The sequence below is a fragment of the Pseudomonas sp. AL03 genome, from assembly GCF_029960815.1.
Taxonomy (GTDB): domain Bacteria; phylum Pseudomonadota; class Gammaproteobacteria; order Pseudomonadales; family Pseudomonadaceae; genus Aquipseudomonas.
Map to the genome: position 1 here is coordinate 162199 of NZ_JASBRE010000004.1, position 20177 is coordinate 182375.

General features: G+C 58.7%; 15 protein-coding genes. 6 read left to right on the top strand and 9 right to left on the bottom strand.

The window, feature by feature from the left end:
• Positions 1-43: 43 nt before the first annotated feature.
• Genes QK293_RS06285 through tssA form a run of 8 tightly spaced genes read right to left on the bottom strand, consistent with a single transcriptional unit; the run spans position 44 to position 11037 of the window.
• Positions 44-1564 carry a sigma 54-interacting transcriptional regulator gene (locus tag QK293_RS06285; RefSeq protein WP_282376248.1) on the bottom strand — a complete coding sequence of 507 codons (1521 nt, stop codon included), beginning with the start codon at positions 1562-1564 and terminating at the stop codon, positions 44-46.
• Positions 1565-1574: 10 nt separating this feature from the next.
• The gene (tssH, locus tag QK293_RS06290; RefSeq protein ID WP_282376249.1) at positions 1575-4229 is read right to left on the bottom strand and encodes a type VI secretion system ATPase TssH; all 2655 of its coding nucleotides are present in this window, start codon (positions 4227-4229) and stop codon (positions 1575-1577) included.
• Positions 4230-4242: 13 nt separating this feature from the next.
• A complete protein-coding gene (gene tssG, locus QK293_RS06295; RefSeq protein WP_282376250.1) occupies positions 4243-5250 on the bottom strand; it encodes a type VI secretion system baseplate subunit TssG in 1008 nt (335 codons plus the stop codon).
• Entirely contained in the window at positions 5214-7001 is a 1788-nt protein-coding gene (gene tssF, locus QK293_RS06300; RefSeq protein WP_282376251.1) for a type VI secretion system baseplate subunit TssF, read from the bottom strand. The genes tssG and tssF overlap by 37 nt, the downstream gene beginning before the upstream one ends.
• Positions 7002-7020: 19 nt before the next feature.
• Positions 7021-7428 (bottom strand): type VI secretion system baseplate subunit TssE, encoded by a 408-nt coding sequence (gene tssE, locus QK293_RS06305; protein ID WP_282376252.1) that lies wholly within the window; start codon positions 7426-7428, stop codon positions 7021-7023.
• A 12-nt stretch (positions 7429-7440) separates the two neighbouring features.
• Positions 7441-8916, bottom strand: coding sequence for a type VI secretion system contractile sheath large subunit (gene tssC / locus QK293_RS06310; protein ID WP_282376253.1), 1476 nt, complete (start codon positions 8914-8916; stop codon positions 7441-7443).
• A 28-nt stretch (positions 8917-8944) separates the two neighbouring features.
• Positions 8945-9448: a type VI secretion system contractile sheath small subunit gene (gene tssB, locus QK293_RS06315; protein WP_282376254.1), complete on the bottom strand. Its 504-nt coding sequence runs from the start codon at positions 9446-9448 to the stop codon at positions 8945-8947.
• Between the two features lie 32 nt (positions 9449-9480).
• Positions 9481-11037 (bottom strand): type VI secretion system protein TssA, encoded by a 1557-nt coding sequence (tssA, locus tag QK293_RS06320; RefSeq protein ID WP_282376255.1) that lies wholly within the window; start codon positions 11035-11037, stop codon positions 9481-9483.
• 449 nt (positions 11038-11486) lie between these two features.
• On the opposite strand from tssA, the gene QK293_RS06325 reads away from it, so the two are divergent.
• The 6 genes from QK293_RS06325 (at position 11487) to QK293_RS06350 (ending at position 19116) form a co-directional block, all read left to right on the top strand.
• Positions 11487-13514: a type VI secretion system tip protein VgrG gene (locus tag QK293_RS06325; RefSeq protein ID WP_282376256.1), complete on the top strand. Its 2028-nt coding sequence runs from the start codon at positions 11487-11489 to the stop codon at positions 13512-13514.
• Positions 13511-14359: a DUF4123 domain-containing protein gene (locus tag QK293_RS06330; RefSeq protein ID WP_282376258.1), complete on the top strand. Its 849-nt coding sequence runs from the start codon at positions 13511-13513 to the stop codon at positions 14357-14359. The genes QK293_RS06325 and QK293_RS06330 overlap by 4 nt, the downstream gene beginning before the upstream one ends.
• Entirely contained in the window at positions 14356-15147 is a 792-nt protein-coding gene (locus QK293_RS06335; protein ID WP_282376259.1) for a hypothetical protein, read from the top strand. Before QK293_RS06330 ends, QK293_RS06335 begins: the two co-directional genes overlap by 4 nt.
• A 41-nt stretch (positions 15148-15188) precedes the next feature.
• Positions 15189-15986, top strand: coding sequence for a hypothetical protein (locus tag QK293_RS06340; RefSeq protein ID WP_282376371.1), 798 nt, complete (start codon positions 15189-15191; stop codon positions 15984-15986).
• Positions 15983-18319 carry a lipase family protein gene (locus QK293_RS06345; protein WP_282376260.1) on the top strand — a complete coding sequence of 779 codons (2337 nt, stop codon included), beginning with the start codon at positions 15983-15985 and terminating at the stop codon, positions 18317-18319. Before QK293_RS06340 ends, QK293_RS06345 begins: the two co-directional genes overlap by 4 nt.
• A 401-nt stretch (positions 18320-18720) precedes the next feature.
• Positions 18721-19116, top strand: coding sequence for a DUF6124 family protein (locus tag QK293_RS06350; protein ID WP_282376262.1), 396 nt, complete (start codon positions 18721-18723; stop codon positions 19114-19116).
• 114 nt (positions 19117-19230) lie between these two features.
• Here the strand turns inward: QK293_RS06350 and tagQ are convergent, their stop codons facing one another.
• Positions 19231-20166: a type VI secretion system-associated lipoprotein TagQ gene (gene tagQ / locus QK293_RS06355; protein ID WP_282376263.1), complete on the bottom strand. Its 936-nt coding sequence runs from the start codon at positions 20164-20166 to the stop codon at positions 19231-19233.
• Positions 20167-20177 lie beyond the last annotated feature (11 nt).

The window sequence follows — 20177 nt, forward strand, 5'->3', positions numbered from 1 at the left end:
GGCGCTGTTAGAAGCGGATGAAGTGAAGTCGACGGTCTTTTGCCTAGCCATCGAAATCACCCAAGTTGATATTCAGGCGCCCGAGGCGATACAGCAGCGTGCGGCGTGGCAGACCGAGTTCGCGGGCCGCGAGGGTCTGGTTGCCATCGTTTTTGCGCAGGCAATCGAGCAGCAGACTGCGCTCGACCTGCTCCAGGCGTTCGCGCAGGTTCAGGCCGCTGCTGTCTTCCGGCATGGCGTGCATGCGCAGAGAGAAATGCTCGGCCAATAACTCACCGCCCTCGCACAGCAATACCGCGCGTTCGACCAGGCCTTTGAGTTCACGCACGTTACCGGGGAAGGCATAACCGGACAGGTGATCCAGCGCCGCATCGGACCAGCGCACCGCATCGCGCTGCAAGAACGAGCAAGCCTTGTCGGCGAAGTGCCGTGCGAGGTCGAGGATGTCGCCTTCGCGCTGGCGCAACGCCGGCAATTCGATCGGGAATTGCGCGAGGCGGTAGTACAAGTCCTCGCGGAATCTGCCTTCACTGACCAGCACCGACAAATCCCGGTGAGTCGCGGCGATGATGCGCACGTCGATCTTGTGGGTGTCGTTGGAACCCAGCGGGCGGATCTCGCCTTCCTGCAGAACCCGCAACAGCTTGGCTTGCAGGGACAGTGGCATGTCGCCGATTTCATCCAGCAGCAAGGTGCCGCCGTTGGCCGCGTCGAACAGGCCGGCGCGATCTCGGTCGGCGCCGGTGAACGCACCTTTACGGTAGCCGAACAGTTCGCTTTCCAACAGGTTCTCGGGGAACGCCGCGCAGTTCTGCACGATGAACGCCTGGGAGTGTCGCGGGCCGCAATCGTGTATCGCCCGCGCGACCACTTCCTTGCCGGTGCCGGTTTCACCGCGCAGCAGCACGGTATAAGGGCTGTGCAGGACTTTGCTGATCAGCGAACAGGTCTGGCGCATGGCTGAACTCTTGCCGATCAAGCCGTAACCGCTGGCACTCGGGACGCTGACCTTCGCCGGTCGTGCATCACCGGTCGGTTGACGCAAACGTTGCAGCAAATGCAGTTGGCCAAGGACGAACGAGCCCAGTTGACCGAGGGAATCAGCGAAGCCTTGCAGGTCGATGTGCCGGCGACTGGCACACAGCAACAAGCCTTCGACGGCCTTCCGCTGATTGACCAGCGGCACACACAACAGCGACTGCCAAGGCGTGGCCTGAGGCGGCAGAAAACTGGTTTCGTGCAGGCTGCCGCTCAGCTCGCTGAGGCACACCGCACGGTTCTGGCACAGGGCGAATTGCAACAGTTGCTCACCGTTGTAATCCGCCGGCAGGCTCGCCGCTTCCCGGGGCTGCAGGATGCCGTTCAGGCACTCGGCGTTCATTCCCAGGCACGTGTGGGTCGCGTCCAGCAGGTACAACTGCGTCAGCTCACAACCGCTGAGCGCGGCCAACCCGCGCACCAAGTCACCCAGCAGTGCCGCCCCGTCCGCCGCCCGCGACAAACTGGCGAACTGCGCCAGCAAGGCTTCGGCATAGACCAGCGGTTGCGGCACTTGAGTGAACATCACACCCACCTCAGGCGAACTCGCAGGTCACGCTGGCGTTGCCGTCGAGCGTCGCGTGGACACGCTTGAGGCTTTCGCCTGTGGCCATCGCATCGAGCAAGCGGTCGGCCACCAGCGGCAGCACGTGCAGGTCGAGTAAATGGTCGATCAGGCGCGCGCCGCTGTCGCTCTGGGTGCAGCGTTCGGCCAAGTGATCGACGAGGTCCTGCGAGTAGGTGAAATCCAGCTGACGGCGGTTCAGGCGCTCGCCCAAACGATCGAGTTTGATTTCGATCAGCTCGCGCAGCACCGGGCCGCCCACCGGGTAGTAAGGCACCACGCGCATACGCGCCAGCAGCGCCGGTTTGAAGTGCTTGCTGAGGACCGGACGAATGGTTTCTTCGAGGACTTCGGCCGATGGGCGTGCGCCGTTTTCGCAGAGTTCGCTGATGCGGTCGCTGCCCAGGTTCGAGGTCATCAGGATCAGCGTGTTGCGGAAGTCGATCTCGCGCCCTTCCCCGTCGTTGGCCACGCCTTTGTCGAAGATTTGGTAGAACAGGTTGAGCACGTCCGGGTCGGCTTTCTCGACTTCATCGAGCAGGATGACGGAGTAAGGCTTCTGGCGCACGGCTTCGGTGAGCATGCCGCCTTCGCCGTAACCAACGTAACCCGGCGGTGCACCGATCAGGCGCGAGACGGTGTGTTTTTCCTGGAACTCGGACATGTTGATGGTGGTGATGAAGCGATCACCGCCGTACAGCAAATCCGCCAGGGCCAATGCGGTTTCGGTCTTGCCGACGCCGCTCGGGCCGACCAGCAGGAACACGCCGACCGGTGCATCAGGTTTGTTCAGACCGGCAGCGGTGGCGCGCATCGAGCGATCCAGTGCGTGAACCGCTTGTTCCTGACCACGGATGCGCGTGCGCAAATCAGTCGCGAAGCTCGCGACCTTGGCATTGTGCTCGCGGGCCAGTTGCGCCAGCGGCACGCCGGTCCAGGCGCTGATCACTTCAGCCACCAGACGCGGGCAGACTTCGAAGCTCACCAGACGCTCTTTGACCTGAGCCTCGGTCAGGGCGTGGTGGGTTTCGTTCAACGCAGCCTCCAGGGACGCGACGCTTTGCGCTTCGTCCCCTGACACTTCGAGGGTTTCGATCACGGTGCCTTCGGCGTCTTCTTCAACCGTGACGGTTGGCTCGACGGAGGCGACTTCACGGGCCTTGGCCAGTTGCTGACGCAGGTCCAGCAGGCGCTCGGCCAGTTCTTTCTGTTCGCTCCAGAGGGTTTCCAGCGCGACCCTCTCATCTTCGGCTTCGGCCAGACGATCTTCCAAAGCGTCCAGTGCTTCGTTATCGATCAACAGACCGGCCTCGGCATCGCGACGCAGGGCCTGACGCTGACGGCCACCTTCAGCCAGTTCGCCACGCAGACGCTCCAGGCTTTCCGGTGCGGCGGCAAGGCTGATGCGTACGCGGGCGCAGGCAGTGTCGAGCACATCGACGGCTTTGTCCGGCAGCTGACGGCCCGCGAGGTAGCGAGCGGACAACTCGGCCGCCGCAACCACCGCGTCATCGCGCAGGTAGATGCCATGGCTCTGCTCGTAAACCTGAGCCAGGCCACGGAGGATGGTCACCGCTTCGCTGACGGTCGGTTCGTGCAGTTGCACCGGCTGGAAACGACGGGCCAGGGCCGGGTCTTTCTCGAAGTACTTCTTGTACTCCGCCCAGGTGGTGGCGGCGATGGTGCGCAATTCCCCACGGGCCAGGGCTGGCTTGAGCAGGTTAGCCGCGTCGGAACCGCCGGCATTACCGCCCGCACCGATCAGCGTGTGGGCTTCGTCGATGAACAGGATGATCGGTTTCGGCGAGGCTTTGACTTCGTCGATCACGCCTTTGAGGCGACGTTCGAACTCACCTTTGACGCTGGCGCCCGCCTGCAACAGGCCCATGTCCAGCGACAGCAGCTCGACGCCTTTCAAGACTTGCGGCACTTCACCGGCCGCAATGCGCGAAGCCAGGCCTTCGACGATGGCGGTTTTACCGACGCCGGCTTCACCGACCACGATCGGGTTGTTTTTGCGGCGACGGGCAAGGATGTCGACCATCTGACGGATCGCGCCATCGCGGCACAACACCGGGTCAAGTTTGCCGTCGCGGGCCTGTTGGGTCAGGTTGTGGGTGAAGCGCTCCAGCAGCGATTCGCCGGGCACGGCCGTTTTACCCGTGGCCGGTTGCTCTTTTTGCGACAGGGTGAATTCTTTCAGGCGCTCGATATTTAGTTTGGCCAGCAACGGCTGGTAGCGGCTGCCGGCGTAGCGCATCGGATTGCGCAGCAACGCGAGGATCAACGCGGCTTGCTCGACTTGGCTTTGGCCCAGTTCAAGGTTGGCCACCAGCAACGCGTCTTGCAGCCACTGCACCAGTTCCGGGGCGAACACCGGGTTACGCGAGGCGCTGTGCTCGACCCGCGATTGCAGCGCGGCGCTCAGTTCACCGGCATCGACGTCGGCGTCTTGCAGCGCGCGTGCGAGCAGGCCTTGCGGGCGCTCCAGCAAGCCCAGCAACAAGTCTTCGACGAGGATCTTGCTGCCGCCACGGGCGACGCAGCGTTCGGCCGAACTTTCCAGATCACGACGGGTTTCGGCGTCCAGCGCCTGGATAAGTTGTTGCAGGTCTACGTTGATCATAGGTCTCACGTCCTTAATGAATTTTGCTGCCCAGAGTCACCACGCCGTCCGCTTTTTCGCGGCCGAGCCAACTGGTCCATCCCAGGCGACAAGCGTTCTGCTCACCGATGCGCAGTTCGCGGATTTCTTCCTGGCGCAGGACCAGGCGAATGTCGTAATCGAGCGGGTCACGCAGGGTGAACCGCACCAGCGCGCAGAGCGGCTGGTAGCCGAAACCGATCGGCAGGAATTCGTGAAAGCGTTGCCAGTCGAGCTCACGGATGTGAATGCGGAATTTGCCGCTGCGGTCGCGCACGTGTTCGCCCAGCACCAGGTCTTCGCCAAGCAGGCTGTTGGCGCGGCCCAAACGATTGCGCTGCTCATCGAGAATTTCGACGCGACGCTCGATGCACTGCTCGATGGTCAGTTCGGCGTGTTTGAAGTAGTAACGCAGCACCGCTTCGATCAGCGCCGCCGAGTGCGCCCGCAAGCTGAGCAAACCGAGGTACGGCAGCAGGCGTTTCCAGTTCAGCTCCTGGGCCTTGCGGATCTCTTCGCCACCGAGGCCGATCAACGCAAACAGCTGCGAAGAAAACGGGTCAAGGGCGCCGCTTTGGAAGCTCGCGCGGTAGCGGTACTTGCGCCAGATCGGCAGCATCAGCCGTTGCAGGCGATGGTGGAACAGGTCGAGAAAGTTGCGGGTCGGGTTGCCGTCTTCGCTATCGCCCAAGGCCTGTTCGCCGTAGAACGCCGGCAACGGCGAACCGGAACCGACCAGGCCGATCAGGTTGAAACGCAAACGTGCACGCATCTGCCCGTGCTCTTCGAAAAACTCCACGCGATCGACATCACTGCTGGGGAAACCCAGGCTCGGATTGGCCTGGAATTCCAGCTGGTCGTACAGATCGTCTTCGCTCAGGTACGGGTGCGCCTCGCGCAGCCGGTCAACCACCAGCAGCACGGCCTGAAACAGCGAGTACTCGCGTATTACCCGGGTCAGCCCGCTTAAAGCAGGGGTTGCAGACCCATACGTGGTGTCCATTGGTACACCTCTCCCTGTGTGCTTTTTACCCGCAGCTCGTGGTACGAATTGAGACTGGCGTAAAGCGCGAAAAACTCGTTAAGAACCGAAGCGAACACGAACAGGTCGCCCTCTCCGATATACCCTTGCGGGTCGATGGTCAGCTCAGTGCGCAACCCGCGTACCGGCAACCCTCGGTGCAAGCGGTCGACGTGTTGGTGCTTGATCGACTTGAGCCCGCCCAGCAGACGCTTGCTGACTTTTTCCGCGTGTTGGTCGTAGTAGCGCGGCAGGTCGTAGGTTTCGAGAATCACCTTCAACGCATTGACGTCGGCCAGCGACAGATAGTTGAGCGACATGTTGCTGATCAGCTTCCAGAGGAAGTCACGGTTCAGCGGCGGCGCATAACTGGGAGTGGCCGGGGTGATGTTGCGAAAACTGAGAAACTCCGGCGTCTCTTCGCACGCCTGGCTGATGTCGCCGAGCTTGAGCTTGCGCGGCAGGTTCTGGTTGGTGCACATCAGCTCGATCGACAGGGTTTCATAGGCTTCGGTGTGGCGAATGCCGAAGCTCAAGTAAGTGTCGAGGCCGTCGTGCAACGGGGACGAACGCTGGCGGATGCTGTAGTGCGGCCGGCTGTTGGGCACGTCGAAACTCGGGTCGTGCTCAAACGATTCGAACGGCACGTACTCTTGATAACCAAGGCCTCCGGGCTTCCATCCGGTGACGGTTTCCACGGAAAACACGCCGCAGTTTTCCAGGCCGTATTCGGCCGGCAGCAGCAAGTATTCGTCTTGTTTGCCGTCGAGGCGGATCGGCAACGCATCGTGTTTGAACAGATTGACGATCGGCGTGCAGTAGAGCTTCACGTTGTCCAGGGTCGGACGCAGACGCTGGATGCCGCTCTTGCGAATGTCGAAGCGCAATTCCAGGCCGCGCACCTGTTTGAGGGTGTCTTCCGGCAGCGCCTTGAGCAGGTCCAGACCGTTGATATCGACGAACAGGAATTTGTCCTGGAAAGCGAAATATTCCTGCAGGTAGCGATAGCCGCGGAAGGTGTTCAGCGGATACGGGATCAACGCTTCTTCTTCGGCAAAACCCACCGGCTGCACGCGGTCGCCAGGCATCTTGAACGCCATTGGCGTGTCGTTTACACCGTTGATCGGTTTGCCGGCACCGTCCAGCGGGACCAGTTCGATGCCTTCCAGGTTACGCAGCAGGCTCAGGTAAAGCATCTGGCTGATGTAACGCTCACCGGCAAAGTGCAGGCGCAGACGGCTCAGCGCCAGCTCCCCAAGGTGACCGTCAGCGCTCATCTCCAGGCGCAGGCTCAACAGCGACCCGTCGCCCTTCACCGAGTAATTCAGCGCAGCCAGATCCAGCGGCAAGACTTCGGTCGGGTAGCAGGTGCGGAACCGGCAACGTACGTCATCGATCGGCACACTCTCCACCGGCGTATCGCGCGCCACCATCAGCGCAGGACCCGATCGCTTCAACGGGTCGAACTGCAGAATGCTGAATGCCGGCAGCGGCCGCATGTAGTTGGGCCACAGCAGGTGCATCAGCGAGTGGCTGAGCTCCGGCAGTTCATCGTCGAGCTTCTGGCGCAGGCGCCCGGTCAGGAAGGCAAAACCTTCCAGCAACCGCTCCACATCCGGATCCCGCCCGGCCTGACCCAGAAAAGGCGCCAACGCCGGGCTACGCTCGGCGAATCGACGACCCAACTGGCGAAGTGCGGTGAGTTCGCTTTGGTAGTAGTGGTTAAAGGACACGGGGGTTACCTGTAAGTCGTTAGCTGACGCTGACCTGACCGCTACCATCCAGGCGTGCGGCGAAACTGACCTGGCGTTTGAAACCATCAACTTCCAGCAAGCCTTCGATGCTGAAGGACAGGCGAAGCTGATCGTGGTCACGCGGCAGGGAAATGACACGCACATTGCTCAGGCGTGGCTCGTAGGCTTCGATGAAATTTTCGATGGCCAAGCGGGCCTGACTCAGGGAGTCGTGCAGGCTCAGACGCATGTCATTGAGATCGGGTAGCCCGTAGTCGGACAGCGTTTGCACGCTGCCCGCACGGGTGCTGAGCATCTTGGCCAGATGGGCAGCCACGGACGCCATGGCGCAAACCTCGCGGCTCCAGCCGACGCGTTTGTCCGCGTCGCCACCCAGACGTTCGAAAAGGCTGCCGTATCCAGTCATGAGTCGCTCCGCTTACTCTTTGTCCAGCTTGCCAACCAGCGACAGGGTGAAATCGGCACCCATGTACTTGAAGTGCGGGCGCACGTTCAGGCTGACGCGGTACCAGCCAGGCTCGCCTTCAACATCGCTGACGATGATCTGGGCAGCGCGCAGTGGACGACGGCCACGCACTTCGGCACTCGGGTTTTCCTGGTCGGCCACGTACTGGCGGATCCACTTGTTGAGTTCCAGCTCGAGGTCGGTACGTTCTTTCCACGAACCGAGCTGCTCGCGCTGCAGCACTTTCAAGTAGTGAGCCAGGCGGTTGACGATCATCATGTACGGCAGTTGGGTGCCGAGCTTGTAGTTCAGCTCTGCCGCTTTACCTTCAGCGCTGATGCCGAAGAATTTCGCCTTCTGCACCGAGCTGGCGGAGAAGAACGCCGCGTTGTCGCTGCCTTTGCGCATGGTCAGGGAGATGAAGCCTTCCTCGGCCAGTTCGTATTCACGACGGTCGCTAACCAGTACTTCGGTCGGAATCTTGGTTTCGATTTCGCCCATGCTTTCGAAGTGGTGCAACGGCAGGTCTTCAACCGCGCCACCGCTCTGCGGGCCGATGATGTTCGGGCACCAGCGGAATTTGGCGAAACTGTCGGTCAGCTTGGTGCCGAACGCGTAGGCGGTGTTGCCCCACAGGTAATGCTCGTGGCTGTTGGCGACGGTTTCTTTGTACACGAACGATTTGACCGGGTTTTCTTCCGGGTCGTACGGGTTACGCAGCAGGAAACGCGGCACGGTCAGACCAACGTAACGAGAGTCTTCCGACTGGCGGAAGCTCTGCCATTTGGCGAATTGCGGGCCTTCGAAGTGATCTTTCAGATCCTTCAGGTCCGGCAGACCGGTGAAGCTTTCCAGGCCGAAGAATTTCGGGCCGGCCGCTGCGATGAACGGCGCGTGAGACATGCAGGCAACGCTGGAGACGTACTGCATCAGTTTCACGTCCGGCGAGCTTGGGGACATGAAGTAGTTGGCGATAATTGCGCCAACCGGCTGACCACCGAACTGGCCGTATTCAGCGGTGTAGATGTGCTTGTACAGGCCAGACTGCATCACTTCCGGTGAATCGTCGAAATCGTCCAGCAGGTCTTCTTTGGAGACGTTGAGGATTTCGATCTTGATGTTTTCACGGAAGTTGGTGCGATCAACCAGCAACTGCAGACCACGCCACGACGACTCCAGGGACTGGAAAGTCGGGTGGTGCAGGATTTCGTCCATCTGGCGGCTGAGCTTGGCATCGATCTCGGCGATCATGCGGTCAACCATGGCTTTTTTGACCGGCTCACCGTTGTTCTGCGGCTTGAGCAGCTCTTCGATGAACGCCGACACTCCGCGTTTGGCGATGTCATAGGCTTCGTCGTCCGGCGTCAGGCGGGTCTCGGCGATGATGCTGTCGAGAATGCTGTATTCGCCGTTCTCTTTGCTCTTTTGCAGTGCTGCGCTAATGCTCATTGTGTTGGCTTCCTTGGCTGATGGAGACTCAGGCGTCCTGGGCTGCGGCGTTCAGGCCCAGCTCACCCAGTACGCGACCGCGGGATTCGTCGTCGGCGAGAACGCCTTCGATGGCTTTGCGGAACGCAGGCGCGTTACCCAGCGGGCCTTTGAGGGCCACCAGCGCGTCGCGCAGTTCCATCAGTTTTTTCAACTCAGGCACTTGCTCGACCAGGCTGGCCGGGTTGAAGTCCTTCATCGAGTTGACGCGCAGTTGCACGCCCAGCTCTTCAGTGCTGCCTTCTTCCTGAAGACGGTTCGGCACGTTCAACGTCAGGCTCAGCTCTTGCTTGGCCAGCACTTCGTCGAACGTCATTTTGTCGATGCTGATCGGCTTGCGATCTTCGACTTTGCGTTCGTCCTTGCGGTGGGTGTAGTCACCGATTGCCAGTAGCTTCAACGGCAGTTCAATCTCTTCCTGTGCACCACCAGTGGCAGGTTTGAAAGTGACGTTGATGCGTTCCTTGGGGGCTACCGAGCCTTCTTTGGCCATGGCTTTTCTCCTTGCGGTTGTGGCCCTGGGGCCTATTCGAGTACCACTTCGAGATCGAGGTGGCACAGCCTGCGATAAATCTCTTCCTTGCGTTCACGTACGGCATGGTTCTGCGGTAACAACTCGCAACAGCTATGCAGTAAATGCAGCACTTCCAGCGCAAGATCGGGCTCCCAGGCGTGCAGGTCTGAGTCCTGTAATGTTTGGTCCAGGGTTTCGAGCTGGGTCTTGGCCAGTTCGTATTTCTTGGCCATGAAGCACAGCCGCGCGAGGGCGAACTGCCAGAAGAATCGGACGCGTCCGCCGTGGGCGCTTTGCAGGCCTTGCTTGAGGATCTGCACGGCGGCCTTGAGGCCGTCCTTGCGCAGGGTCGGCAGGACTTCTTCCAGAGCCACTTCCCAGGCCGGCTGGCTGTCAGCGACTTCGACCTTGCGCGGCGCACTGGCGCTTTGCAGGTGCGGCATGACGTGGGCGCTGACCCAGGCGCGGGTGGCGGGATCAGCAAACGGCGCACCGTCGTGGAAACGCAATTCGATGATGCCGGGCAGGCGCTGAATCAAAAGCGCGAAGTGGATTTCCACTTCGCGCATAGCCATCTCGGCGTTGAGCCCCTGAAGGCATTCCCAGACCATTCGCTGGCCATCGAACCAGAACGGCGCCTTCGCCAGGCTCGCCTCCAGCTCCACCAGCAGGTCAGCGTATTTGGCCTGGTCGTAACGGTCCTGGCAGGCCTTTAGCTTGTCGGCTGGCAAGCCGCGCAGAGCAGTGATTTGCTCGGCATTGCGCTCGGGCACCGCGTCGATGGGCAACCACAACAGTGTGCGATTAAGGCGCAAGGCGCGCAGGTCGGTGGCTTTCTGCTTGAGCCACCAGGCACACAGCGGACGGGCGTTTTCTTGCTGGGCGCGCAGGGCCTTTTGGGCTTCTTTCTCGTTGTCGATCGGCGCGCCGGGCGTGAACAGCTGCGTGGCGGCCTGCTTGACCTGGGCCACGGCGGCCCCTACCACACCGGGCTCCGGCTGGTTGTCAGCGGCGCGCTGGAGCATGTTTTTCAGGCGACGGGAGATCGGCAGCAGTAACGGCGCATCGTCGCCCAGGTGTTCGGTGCAGGCGCCATCGAGGCCCTCCAGATGTTCCATCAGACGGCGGAACAGCGGCAGCTGCTCTTTGATCGCAATGTTTTCGTTCAGCACCTGCTCAAGACGCGGCACCAACCAACTGATGGCCGCCGAGCGGGTGCGGGACTTGTTGGGATGAACCTCGGCCCAGTGGTTCTCGCACAGGTGGTGCAGAAGTCCGAGGCCGGCCAGCAGCCCCTGGAAGGATTCGCGCTGGTACAGCGCCCAGGTCAACCACGCGCCAACACGCAAATCCTTGGATTGAGTGCGGAGCAGGTTTTCGCTGTTTTCGCGGATTTTCAGCCAGTCGGTCTGACCGCTTTCGTGCATGGACTGGGCTTTGCCCAACTCGCTTTCCAGTGCTTCATATTCGCTCGAAAAGCGAACATCCTCGCCCGCGAAATTCTCTTTGGAAACAGAGGCTTTTGCGAGTTCAAGGTAATGGGCGGAAAGTTTGTTTGAGTAGGACATCCGTGTTCTTTAATTAGGTTTACTTTCATACAGTCATTGGGATTTCAACAGCATCAAAGATGCTGCGATGAGACTCATTTAATTGAGTTCGTTCTCTATAAAGAGCTCGCGGTTCGTAAAGCCGCGAATCATCACTGAGAATTCATACCCTGACGCTGGCGCCAAGCATGCCAAAAATAAAAAGTGATTAATGTAGGAACATTCCGAAACATTACCGGCATCGATAAATAAATCGTTGAGCGCAAACGGCCAAGTAAAAAAATGTATCGAACACTCTGAATGGGGAAATTTCAGACCTGGCTTCCGGACCCTTCCTACATTTTTCTCTAAATTGCCTTGTTAGCGTGCTCTGCAACTTACATTTGCCCAGGCCAAGTATGGTTTGAGCGTTGCAATTTGTTACTTCTTTCAGCTTAAGGACAAGCTGCTAATAGCAAAAGGATAAGCGTATGTTCGCACCGGCCAATGTTGCCCAGTTCACGCTTTTGATCCCAACGGTTCGCAATGATTTTAAGGTGCTGGCCTTTGAAGGCACTGAAGTCATCAGCACTTTGTATTCGATCCAGGTAGAACTGGTCAGCGAGTACCCCGATTTCAATCTGGAAAGTCTGCTCAACCAACCGGCTTTTCTCCAATTCGGCCTTTACGGCGAAGGGATTCATGGCTTTATCGCAGGGGTGTCCGCGGGTGATATCGGTAAGCGCCTGACCCGTTATCGCCTGACCCTGGTACCGGCGCTGCACTTCTTGCAGTTCAGCCACGATCAGCGGATTTTCCAGCGCCAGACGGTGCCGCAAATCATCGCTCAGGTACTCAAGGGGCATGGCATCCAGGCCGATGCTTTCAGCTTCAACGTCAGAACAAATCCCGAGCGCGAATACTGCACCCAATATCGGGAAAACGATTTCGAGTTCGTCCAGCGGTTGTGCGCCGAGGACGGCATCGCCTGGCATCACCAGCACTCCCGGAAAGGCCATGTGCTGGTGTTCACCGACGACCAAACCTTCTTCCCCACGCTGGGCGAAACCCCTTATCAGCAAAACTCCGGCAGGGTGGCGGAGTATTCGGTCGTCAGCCAGTTTTCCCTGGGTTTCAGCACCCGCCCCAGCAAGGTCATCCGCCGGCACTATGACCTGGAACGCCCGAGTCTGTTGCTGGAAAGCCATTTCGCCGCCGAGTTCAGCCCTGAGCTAGAAGACTATCGCTACCCGCTGTTTTTCAAGAGCGAAAAACGCGGTAAACAGCTCGCCCGACAGGCGCTGGAACGGCACCGTACCGATTACCAGTTGGCGGAGGGCGACAGTGACCAGCCGACCCTGCGCAGCGGCCACTTTTTCAGCCTGACGGAACACCCACGCGAAACGTACAACGAGCTATGGCTGTTGCTCAGTGTCACCCACGCTGGAAAACAACCCCAGGTGCTGGAAGAGACAGTCACTAGCGCTGCTGAACCTGAGAATGGTTTTACCCAGGGCTACCGCAACCGCTTCAGCGCGATTCCATGGGACGTGTTTTACCGGCCACCGATGCCCACCCTAAGACCGGCCCTGGTCTGCCAGACCGCCCGTGTCACCGGCCCCGTCGGCGAAGAGATCTACTGCGATGAATATGGTCGCGTCAAAGTCGAGTTCCACTGGGACCGGGCTGAGCGCAATAGCGAACAAAGCAGTTGCTGGCTGAGGGTGTCCTCCGGCTGGGCGGGGGATCATTTCGGCGCGGTGACCATTCCGCGTATCGGTATGGAAGTCGTTGTCACCTACCTGGAAGGCAATCCCGATGATCCGTTGATAACCGGTTGCGTGCCGAACAAGGTCACGTCCGTACCCTATGCCTTGCCCGAAAACAAAACCAAAACCGTACTGCGCAGCCATAGCTCCCCCAGCACGGGCGGTTACAACGAACTGTCGATTGAAGATCGCGCAGGGCAGGAACTGATCTACCTGCGGGCCCAACGCGACATCGAGCAACTGATCCTCAACGACAGCCACAGTCTGATCAACAACGACCGCTTCGAGCAGGTGGACAACCACAGCACCAGCCTGATCAAGGGCAAGGAGTTGCACACCACCCAAGGCATGCGAAGCACGGTGATCGGCGGTGATGAGTTGATCACTATCAGTGGCAACAGCAGCACGACGTCCGCTGGCTCGCTGGTGATTCAGGCCGGTCAACAGGCGCATTTCACCGCCACCAACGTGGTGATCGATGCGGGTATGAGCCTGACGCTCCAGGCGGGTGGTTATCACATCGTCATCAATGCCGGCGGGATCTTCAGCAGCGTGCCCATCGTCGAGGGTGGCGCGCCATTGGCGGGTATTCAGCCGCTACAGGCGCTACAAGCTCCGGCCCGCACAGCCAATGCCGTCATCGCCAACCCAATGTCCATCGTCGCCGGCGCCCGACAGCAGGCGGCGGACTACTGCCCGCTTTGTGAGGCCTGTCTTGCTGGCCAATGCAACATTGGAGACGTCGCATGAGTACGCTTGAACAATGGCTGTTCGATCAATCCCGGTCCGGACGGGAGCTCTATCTGGTGCTCGACTCGGACGGTCAGCTCGACGAGCGCAATGCGTTAACCAAGGAGCTGGGCGCCGATCAGTACCGTAATTTGTATGTGGGCACGGCAGCTAATTCAATGGCGCAAGCAGGCCCTGTTCTTTTTCAACTCGGAACCGTCAACCATCCGGTCATCCAGTCGCTGCTCGCCACGCCCGAGCGTCATTGGGGCTGGCTGGCCAGCGCCGCCCTCACGGACCTTGATACCTTGGTCACACATTGGCGCGACCGGTTGGTAGTCGGCGAGCGCCCGAATCTGGCGCTGTATCGCTTCCACGATAATCGCGTACTGGGGCGCGCCCTGAGCCATCTGCAACCTGAGCAGCACGCCGATTATCTGGGGCCGACCGCCAGCGTTTGTTACTGGCACGCCGAGCAATGGACGGTCACGGACAACCCTGACCCCGGCAAACATTCGCTGCCGCTCGATCCTGCCTGGTTGAAAACCCCGACGCCGGAGATTGTCTACGCGAACGTGCTGTTCGATAACACCCGGCGCTACCTCATCCGTGAGCACACCGAAGCCCTGGCCGCCCTCGCCGCAGAGCGCGATGTCGATGACTGGTTGTGGCGCTTGATTCAATGGGTACGTTTGTGGGGCTGGCAGCAACCTGAGCAGGTGCATTTTTTGCTGACTCAATGCTTGAAGGCGCCGGGTTACCTGCCGCTTAAGACATGGCAACCGAAGCCGGAAGAGGACCCAGCGGCGCATTTTGAGCGGGTGTATGAGCAGGTGCTGTATTGGCAGCGGGATGCGCCTGTATGAAAAGGATCTTTCAACGTTTGATCCTCGGCAGTTGCCTTTCCTTGACCTTGGGTTGTTCCGCGCTGGTGAAGTCGGAGAGCTTCACCTTTGTTCCCGATTTTCCACCTGACTTCAAGTACGAACTGACGGCCGACTACGTGCCCGCCAAAGGGCAAACGTGCACCGTGCCGGGCGGGAAAGGTACTCAGCTTGGATTCAACAAGGTCTACATGGAATACGAAGCGACTTCCGAGATCCCGCTTTACAGAACCGTGAGCGGCTGTCCGCTGGCGTTGAACCGTGTGGAGGTCGAGGTGACGGGCATCTTTGGCCCGGAACGAAGTGATAGAAGCACTGACTATGCCGTAATTGCCGTGCGTCCAGAGTTGTTAGAGCGACAAATGGGCACTTTCAACACTGACGGCGTAGGTGAGTTCTTTGGTGAATGCCAGTGGGCATTTCGCACAGTCGGCCCCAAGCGCTACCTGATAAAACTGCTTACTTGCAAAAAAACGGATGAACAGGGAAATGTCGCCCGAGGTCGTCCTTTCACGGCCTACACACTGACTCAGCTACCGGGGAAAACTGTAAGGCTGAAAATCAAGTTGGCCAAAGAGGAAAAACCAGCCATTGGTGATACCTGGAGCAAAGTACCCGGCGGATGGAAACGCTGCAGGGGCGACAGCGTCGAAGACCAGTACGCGTTTTGCTACGGCAATCACGAGGATTTCAGCACCTTCAAGATGTTGGATGAGCGTACTTGCACCATTTACCCGGGCTGCACGGAAAGCAAGGACGAAACCCCATGATGCATCAGAAAGCTTGGTATTGGCGAGGAGCTGTCCCGCCTTTGAAACGAGTCATTCAAAGCCTGACTTTCGGCATTTGCCTTTCCCTGACCGTGGGTTGTTCCGCGCTCGGCAAGTCTGAGAGCTTCACCTTCATTCCAGACTTCCCGCCTGATTTCACGTATGAACTTAAGGCCGTTTACCTTCCCGCCAAAGGGCAAACATGCACCCTCGCGGGAGGGAGAAATGCTCAGCTCGGCTTCAACAAACTCGACATGAAATACGAAACGACTTCTGAGATCGAGCTGTACAGGACAGTTGAAAACTGCCCGGTTGCGTTGAACCTTTTAGAAGTCAAAATCATTGGAGTCATCGGCAGAGATAGCAAGCGCAGTTACACCACCTACGAATTTATCTCAATCGCAGTGCGCCATGAGTTGCTTGAGAAATACAAAGGCGACTTCAACTCTGAAGGCGAAGGCAGTTTTTCCGGACAGTGCCAATGGTTGTTCCGAACAGTTGGCCCCAATCGCTACATCACAAAAATCCTCGACTGCAGAAAAACCGATGCACAAGGCAATGTCGTAAGGGGTCGTCCTTTTACGGCTTACACGCTGGATCAGCTACCGGGAAAAACCGTGAAGCTAAAGATCACCTTGGCCCAAGAGGAGGAGCCTTATATGGGTGACACATGGGTGAAGGTGCCTGACGGCTGGAAGCGCTGCATGGGGAAGGGTTTCGATGACCAGCATGCGTTTTGCTACGGCAATCACAAGGATTTCAGCACCTTCAGAATGTTGGATGAGCGTACTTGCACCATTTACCCAAACTGCACGGAAAACAAAGAGGAAACCCCATGAACGTCGTAGCTTTGGCTGCAAGTGATATTCCATTTATGAAGGGCAATATCCACGCTTGCCCGTTGCGCGGGCATTCGACAAGTTTTCAGCTGGTAGACGAGTTCGGTGATGGCAAGCCTTTCGCCGGTTTGACGTACGAAGTGACGGACTACGAAGACTCCGTTTACACCGGAAAACTGGACTCCACCGGCTCTGCCAAAGTGGAAAACCACTTCTGCGGCCCGGTGTTACTCAAACTGAGCGAGAAGTATCAAGGAGTTAATGATGATTACAGCGAATTAGTTCGCAGGAAGCATTACCCGCTCCCTATTACCGAACTACAAGTACGCGCCGAAAAAACCCGCTTTTCTGACAAATCAGGTATGCGCACTCTGGCAAATCCTGCGAAAGGTCTCGCTGATCCCAATGCCTACTACCAAGTCGAAGTGAGCGAACTGGTAAAGCACATAGCGCATCTGCCGCCCCTGACCTCGCGTAGCAACCCACCCAATATGGCGGTGCACTCGCTGTTCCGTCAGCCTGGCAAAACCAGAGCGCTCACAAAACAAAATGCCAGTGCCCCAGAGGATGGCATGAACGCGGTCATCTCTCAGCTGGACATGGCGAGGGGCGAGTTGGGATTTGAACCGCCTTCATCCAAATCAAAAGGCATTGCCTTATTGCCGAACAAGCATCATGTGCTGGAAGTACGCCCGATGAGGGCGCTACGACCGATGTTGTCGACCAGCAACGACTTTTGCGCACTCAACCTCTATCAACTGGCATTGATGTCGACGCTGAGTTACACCGATTTTGGTCAAGAGCCGAACACCCAACCCGTAACCACCGACAGCGTGTCATTTCCATCACGGCCGAGCAGCGGCAACTGGTTCGGTCATGCCTTGCCGCAATTTGAAGAGCTGTGGCAAGTCGATGACTCACAGACTGCGAAGTTCTACCCCCTGTATGAAGAGGTGCCTTACTCCAAACGTCTGGAAGTGGTGCCGTTCGATCCGCAGTTGTATCCAGAGGTCAACGACCCTGAACTAGGCGATGCGCAGGAAAACCCGGCGAGGCTGCACTTCCTTGATGATCGCAACCAAGAAAACGAGACCGACACTCAGGCCTTCATCAGCCATCACGACGAGTTGATATTGGTCAGTGTCAGAGGAACCAGTGAAAAATTGCCCGACGCCTGGCTTGATGCGGATGCCCACCAAGTACCCTTCGAGGAAGGGGATGGCAAAGTGCACAACGGTTTTTATCGGGCCGCGAAAGTAGCCTACCCGTTTGTTGTGAAATACCTGGATAAGTTCTTTAGCGGACAAAAAGTGGTGGTTACCGGGCATAGTCTGGGCGGAGCGGTGGCGCTGATCTTGTCTGAGATGTTGCGACGCGACAAACGATTTACGCCAGACATCGTGCTTTACACCTACGGCGCCCCCCGCGCCGCCGACTCAACCTTTATCGAAGCTGCAGAACCGCTGCACCACCACCGCATCGTCTTCCACAACGACCCCGTACCGAGCGTTCCTTCCACCTGGATGAACACGCCGTCCAACCGCGTTCCGGTATATGCCACCCATGGAGCGGTACTTGCCCTCCAGCCGGTCGGTGGTTTGGCTTTCTTCATCGACGGGATCATCAACTTCACGGGTGACCCCTATAGGCATCACGGCAAATTACGACACTTCATGCCGGTGGACTTCGACGATGGACGTAAATCCTCCATTCTCTGGGAACCGGGTTGTAGCACGATCAACGACCATGGCTGCGCCGAGGCGCTGCGACAGATCAATGGCTTGCCCAAGCGTGATTCGTTCCTGCGTCAGATAATAGACAGCGGCCATCACTCGATGGTCGGCAGTTACATTCCCGGCTGCTGGGCCAGCCTGCGCCGCTGGCAGGAAGCGCAGGAGAAAAGACGTTCGCGGGTGACGTTGACGGAATTCGACCGGGTCAGCGCCAACCTGAAAAACGTCAAAGGCCAATTAGAAGCACTGAGCACGAAAATCGAAAGGCAGTCTCGCGCTTATGCCAATCCTCAGAGAGATGCCCAAGACATCAGGGATCTTGAAAAAGAAGTCGAAAATCTCCGGATGACCCAGGCTCGCCTGGAAGCGCCGCACAAGCAGACAGTCACCGTGGCCGATGTTTATGGTAGCCATGCCGACCAGCCCGAGTGGGTGCAAGAAAGCCTGTTACGTTGGAGAGCCCACCCGAAAAATATTGCCCACGATCCACTGGCGATGATCCCGTCCCCCCCCGAAGACAATGACGCAGCTATTGCGGCAATTACGGGCGGTCATGCGGTGGGCAAACCGTTCCATTTGGATATTGATTCGATTGTATAGCGCTCGCCCGAATCAAAAAAAGTGGCAGTGTCGCTGCCACTTAAACACCGCTTGACGGAGCTTGTTTAAAAGCCTTGTAAGTTACTTCCTGAGAGCTACAACACCTTGCGTCGTTGCCTACGGCTACGCCAGAATCCGCCGGCTTGTGCGCCTTGGGGGCGGTCGGTAACTTGGTTTCTGTCACTGCCCATCAGTGATCGGGTTTAGCAGCCCGTGGTAGTTAGTGAGGTGCATAGCGTTTCCTTCAGTCAGGTATTCAAATCCCTGCACTTGATGGTGGCTGTGCGTGGGGCGCCCTCGGGCGCGCCGGTTTGCTAACTCCCCGGTCTGCTAACCCGCGCACAGCCGCCACCCTTCGTTTAGCAGCGACGTGTGATCGGCTCCAGATTTGGAGTTAGTCAATGTTCAAAGTCACCCCAAACCCGCCAGACACCGACCCAATCTCCCCATACGAAAGCCCCGACTCAAACAAACTCAACGAAGCCGCCGAACGCGCCCTCGACCATCACTTCCCGCCGGCCGAATCAAAACCACCAAAACCCAATGGCCAACTCTTCAGCGTTTGCCGAAACATCAACACCGAAACTCTGCTCGCTAATGCCTCGGCGGATTTGCTATCCATCAGCGCCATCGCCGCTGGCCTTGCCAACGATGTGGACGGCTCACGCCGCTCCGTAGCCCTGGCACTCAGCCGCATGGCCGACGGGGTGCAGTTGTTGGTAGAGCGCGCGCTGGATCATCTGGATGAGCCGGAGATGGCGGCGATTTTCGCCAAGCAAGAAAGCCAAGTGGGCTAACTCACTCCAGAATCTGACGGTGGCGCAAATCAAGGAGAGAAAATACGATGGCGGCGCATAGCGCCAATCACTCCCACGCAACGCGTGGGAGCGATCAAAGACCTACAAACTCAATCAAACATTCGGGCAAGGCACCGGTGCCCAGTCGCCCAGGTCCGGGTTTTTGCACATGCTGTTGACCTGAGTGGTGCCGGCGCTGGCGACCTGCTTGCTTTCAGCCTGTTTGGCTTGTGCGGTCTGCAGGGTTTTCTCGGTGGTGACCGCTTCTTTCGGCACGGCTGGCAGCACTGGTTTTTTCGCCGGTTTCACCGCTTTTTTGCTCTTGGTCGGGGTCGGGGTCACGACCGGCGTGGTTTCGGCGGTCGCCACGGTGACCACGTCGGTGCGCTGCACGCCTACTTGCTGCAGGTCTTTTTCATAGGCCTGGGTGTAGTTGTTCAGGTCTTCGTTGGCTTTGCCGTTAACCGCGACGATCAGGTCGTTGGACTCTTTGAGGCCCGCGACGATTTCTACCAGGCGCTTGCGGCCCTCGGTGTCGTTGACGGTCTTGGCCTTGCGGTCGGCGACCAGTTTGGTGAACGCGGTCTGGTAGCACTGCTGCGAAGTCTTGGCGTACGCAGTGCTGCGATCGATGTCGGCGGCGCTTTTGTTGACGTCGGTGGCGTAGGACGCGATGCGCTGGTTGTCATCGGCAATCTGCTTCTGACGCTCGGTGTAGTAACCGGCCGCGCCGCCCGCCAGGGCACCGCCCGCTGCACCGATGGCAGCGTTGCGGCCACGGTTCTCGGAATCGGTCAGGGCGCCCAGCAGTGCACCGCCGACAGCGCCGACGGCCGCGCCGGTGACGACCGACTTGGTCATGTTCGAATCGGTGGCACGCAGGTGCTGCACCGGCTCGTAGCAGTTGGGGTAGTACTCGACCTTGGTGCTCGAGGCGACCTTGGAGGTCGGCGACGTGGCGCAACCGGTCAGTACGGTGCTGAAGCCGACGGCGATCAGCAGCAGGTGACGCTTGGAAAGCGAAGCAAAAGGTTTACGGGAGGAAAGCATAGTTGTGTTCT

Excerpts from the sequence above, each read along its gene's own strand:
- QK293_RS06285 (WP_282376248.1), bottom strand. The coding sequence starts at position 1,564 with ATGTTCACTCAAGTGCCGCAACCGCTGGTCTATGCCGAAGCCTTGCTG.
- tssH (WP_282376249.1), bottom strand. The coding sequence starts at position 4,229 with ATGATCAACGTAGACCTGCAACAACTTATCCAGGCGCTGGACGCCGAA.
- tssG (WP_282376250.1), bottom strand. The coding sequence starts at position 5,250 with ATGGACACCACGTATGGGTCTGCAACCCCTGCTTTAAGCGGGCTGACC.
- tssE (WP_282376252.1), bottom strand. The coding sequence starts at position 7,428 with ATGACTGGATACGGCAGCCTTTTCGAACGTCTGGGTGGCGACGCGGAC.
- tssC (WP_282376253.1), bottom strand. The coding sequence starts at position 8,916 with ATGAGCATTAGCGCAGCACTGCAAAAGAGCAAAGAGAACGGCGAATAC.
- tssB (WP_282376254.1), bottom strand. The coding sequence starts at position 9,448 with ATGGCCAAAGAAGGCTCGGTAGCCCCCAAGGAACGCATCAACGTCACT.
- tssA (WP_282376255.1), bottom strand. The coding sequence starts at position 11,037 with ATGTCCTACTCAAACAAACTTTCCGCCCATTACCTTGAACTCGCAAAA.
- QK293_RS06325 (WP_282376256.1), top strand. The coding sequence starts at position 11,487 with ATGTTCGCACCGGCCAATGTTGCCCAGTTCACGCTTTTGATCCCAACG.
- QK293_RS06330 (WP_282376258.1), top strand. The coding sequence starts at position 13,511 with ATGAGTACGCTTGAACAATGGCTGTTCGATCAATCCCGGTCCGGACGG.
- QK293_RS06335 (WP_282376259.1), top strand. The coding sequence starts at position 14,356 with ATGAAAAGGATCTTTCAACGTTTGATCCTCGGCAGTTGCCTTTCCTTG.
- QK293_RS06345 (WP_282376260.1), top strand. The coding sequence starts at position 15,983 with ATGAACGTCGTAGCTTTGGCTGCAAGTGATATTCCATTTATGAAGGGC.
- QK293_RS06350 (WP_282376262.1), top strand. The coding sequence starts at position 18,721 with ATGTTCAAAGTCACCCCAAACCCGCCAGACACCGACCCAATCTCCCCA.
- tagQ (WP_282376263.1), bottom strand. The coding sequence starts at position 20,166 with ATGCTTTCCTCCCGTAAACCTTTTGCTTCGCTTTCCAAGCGTCACCTG.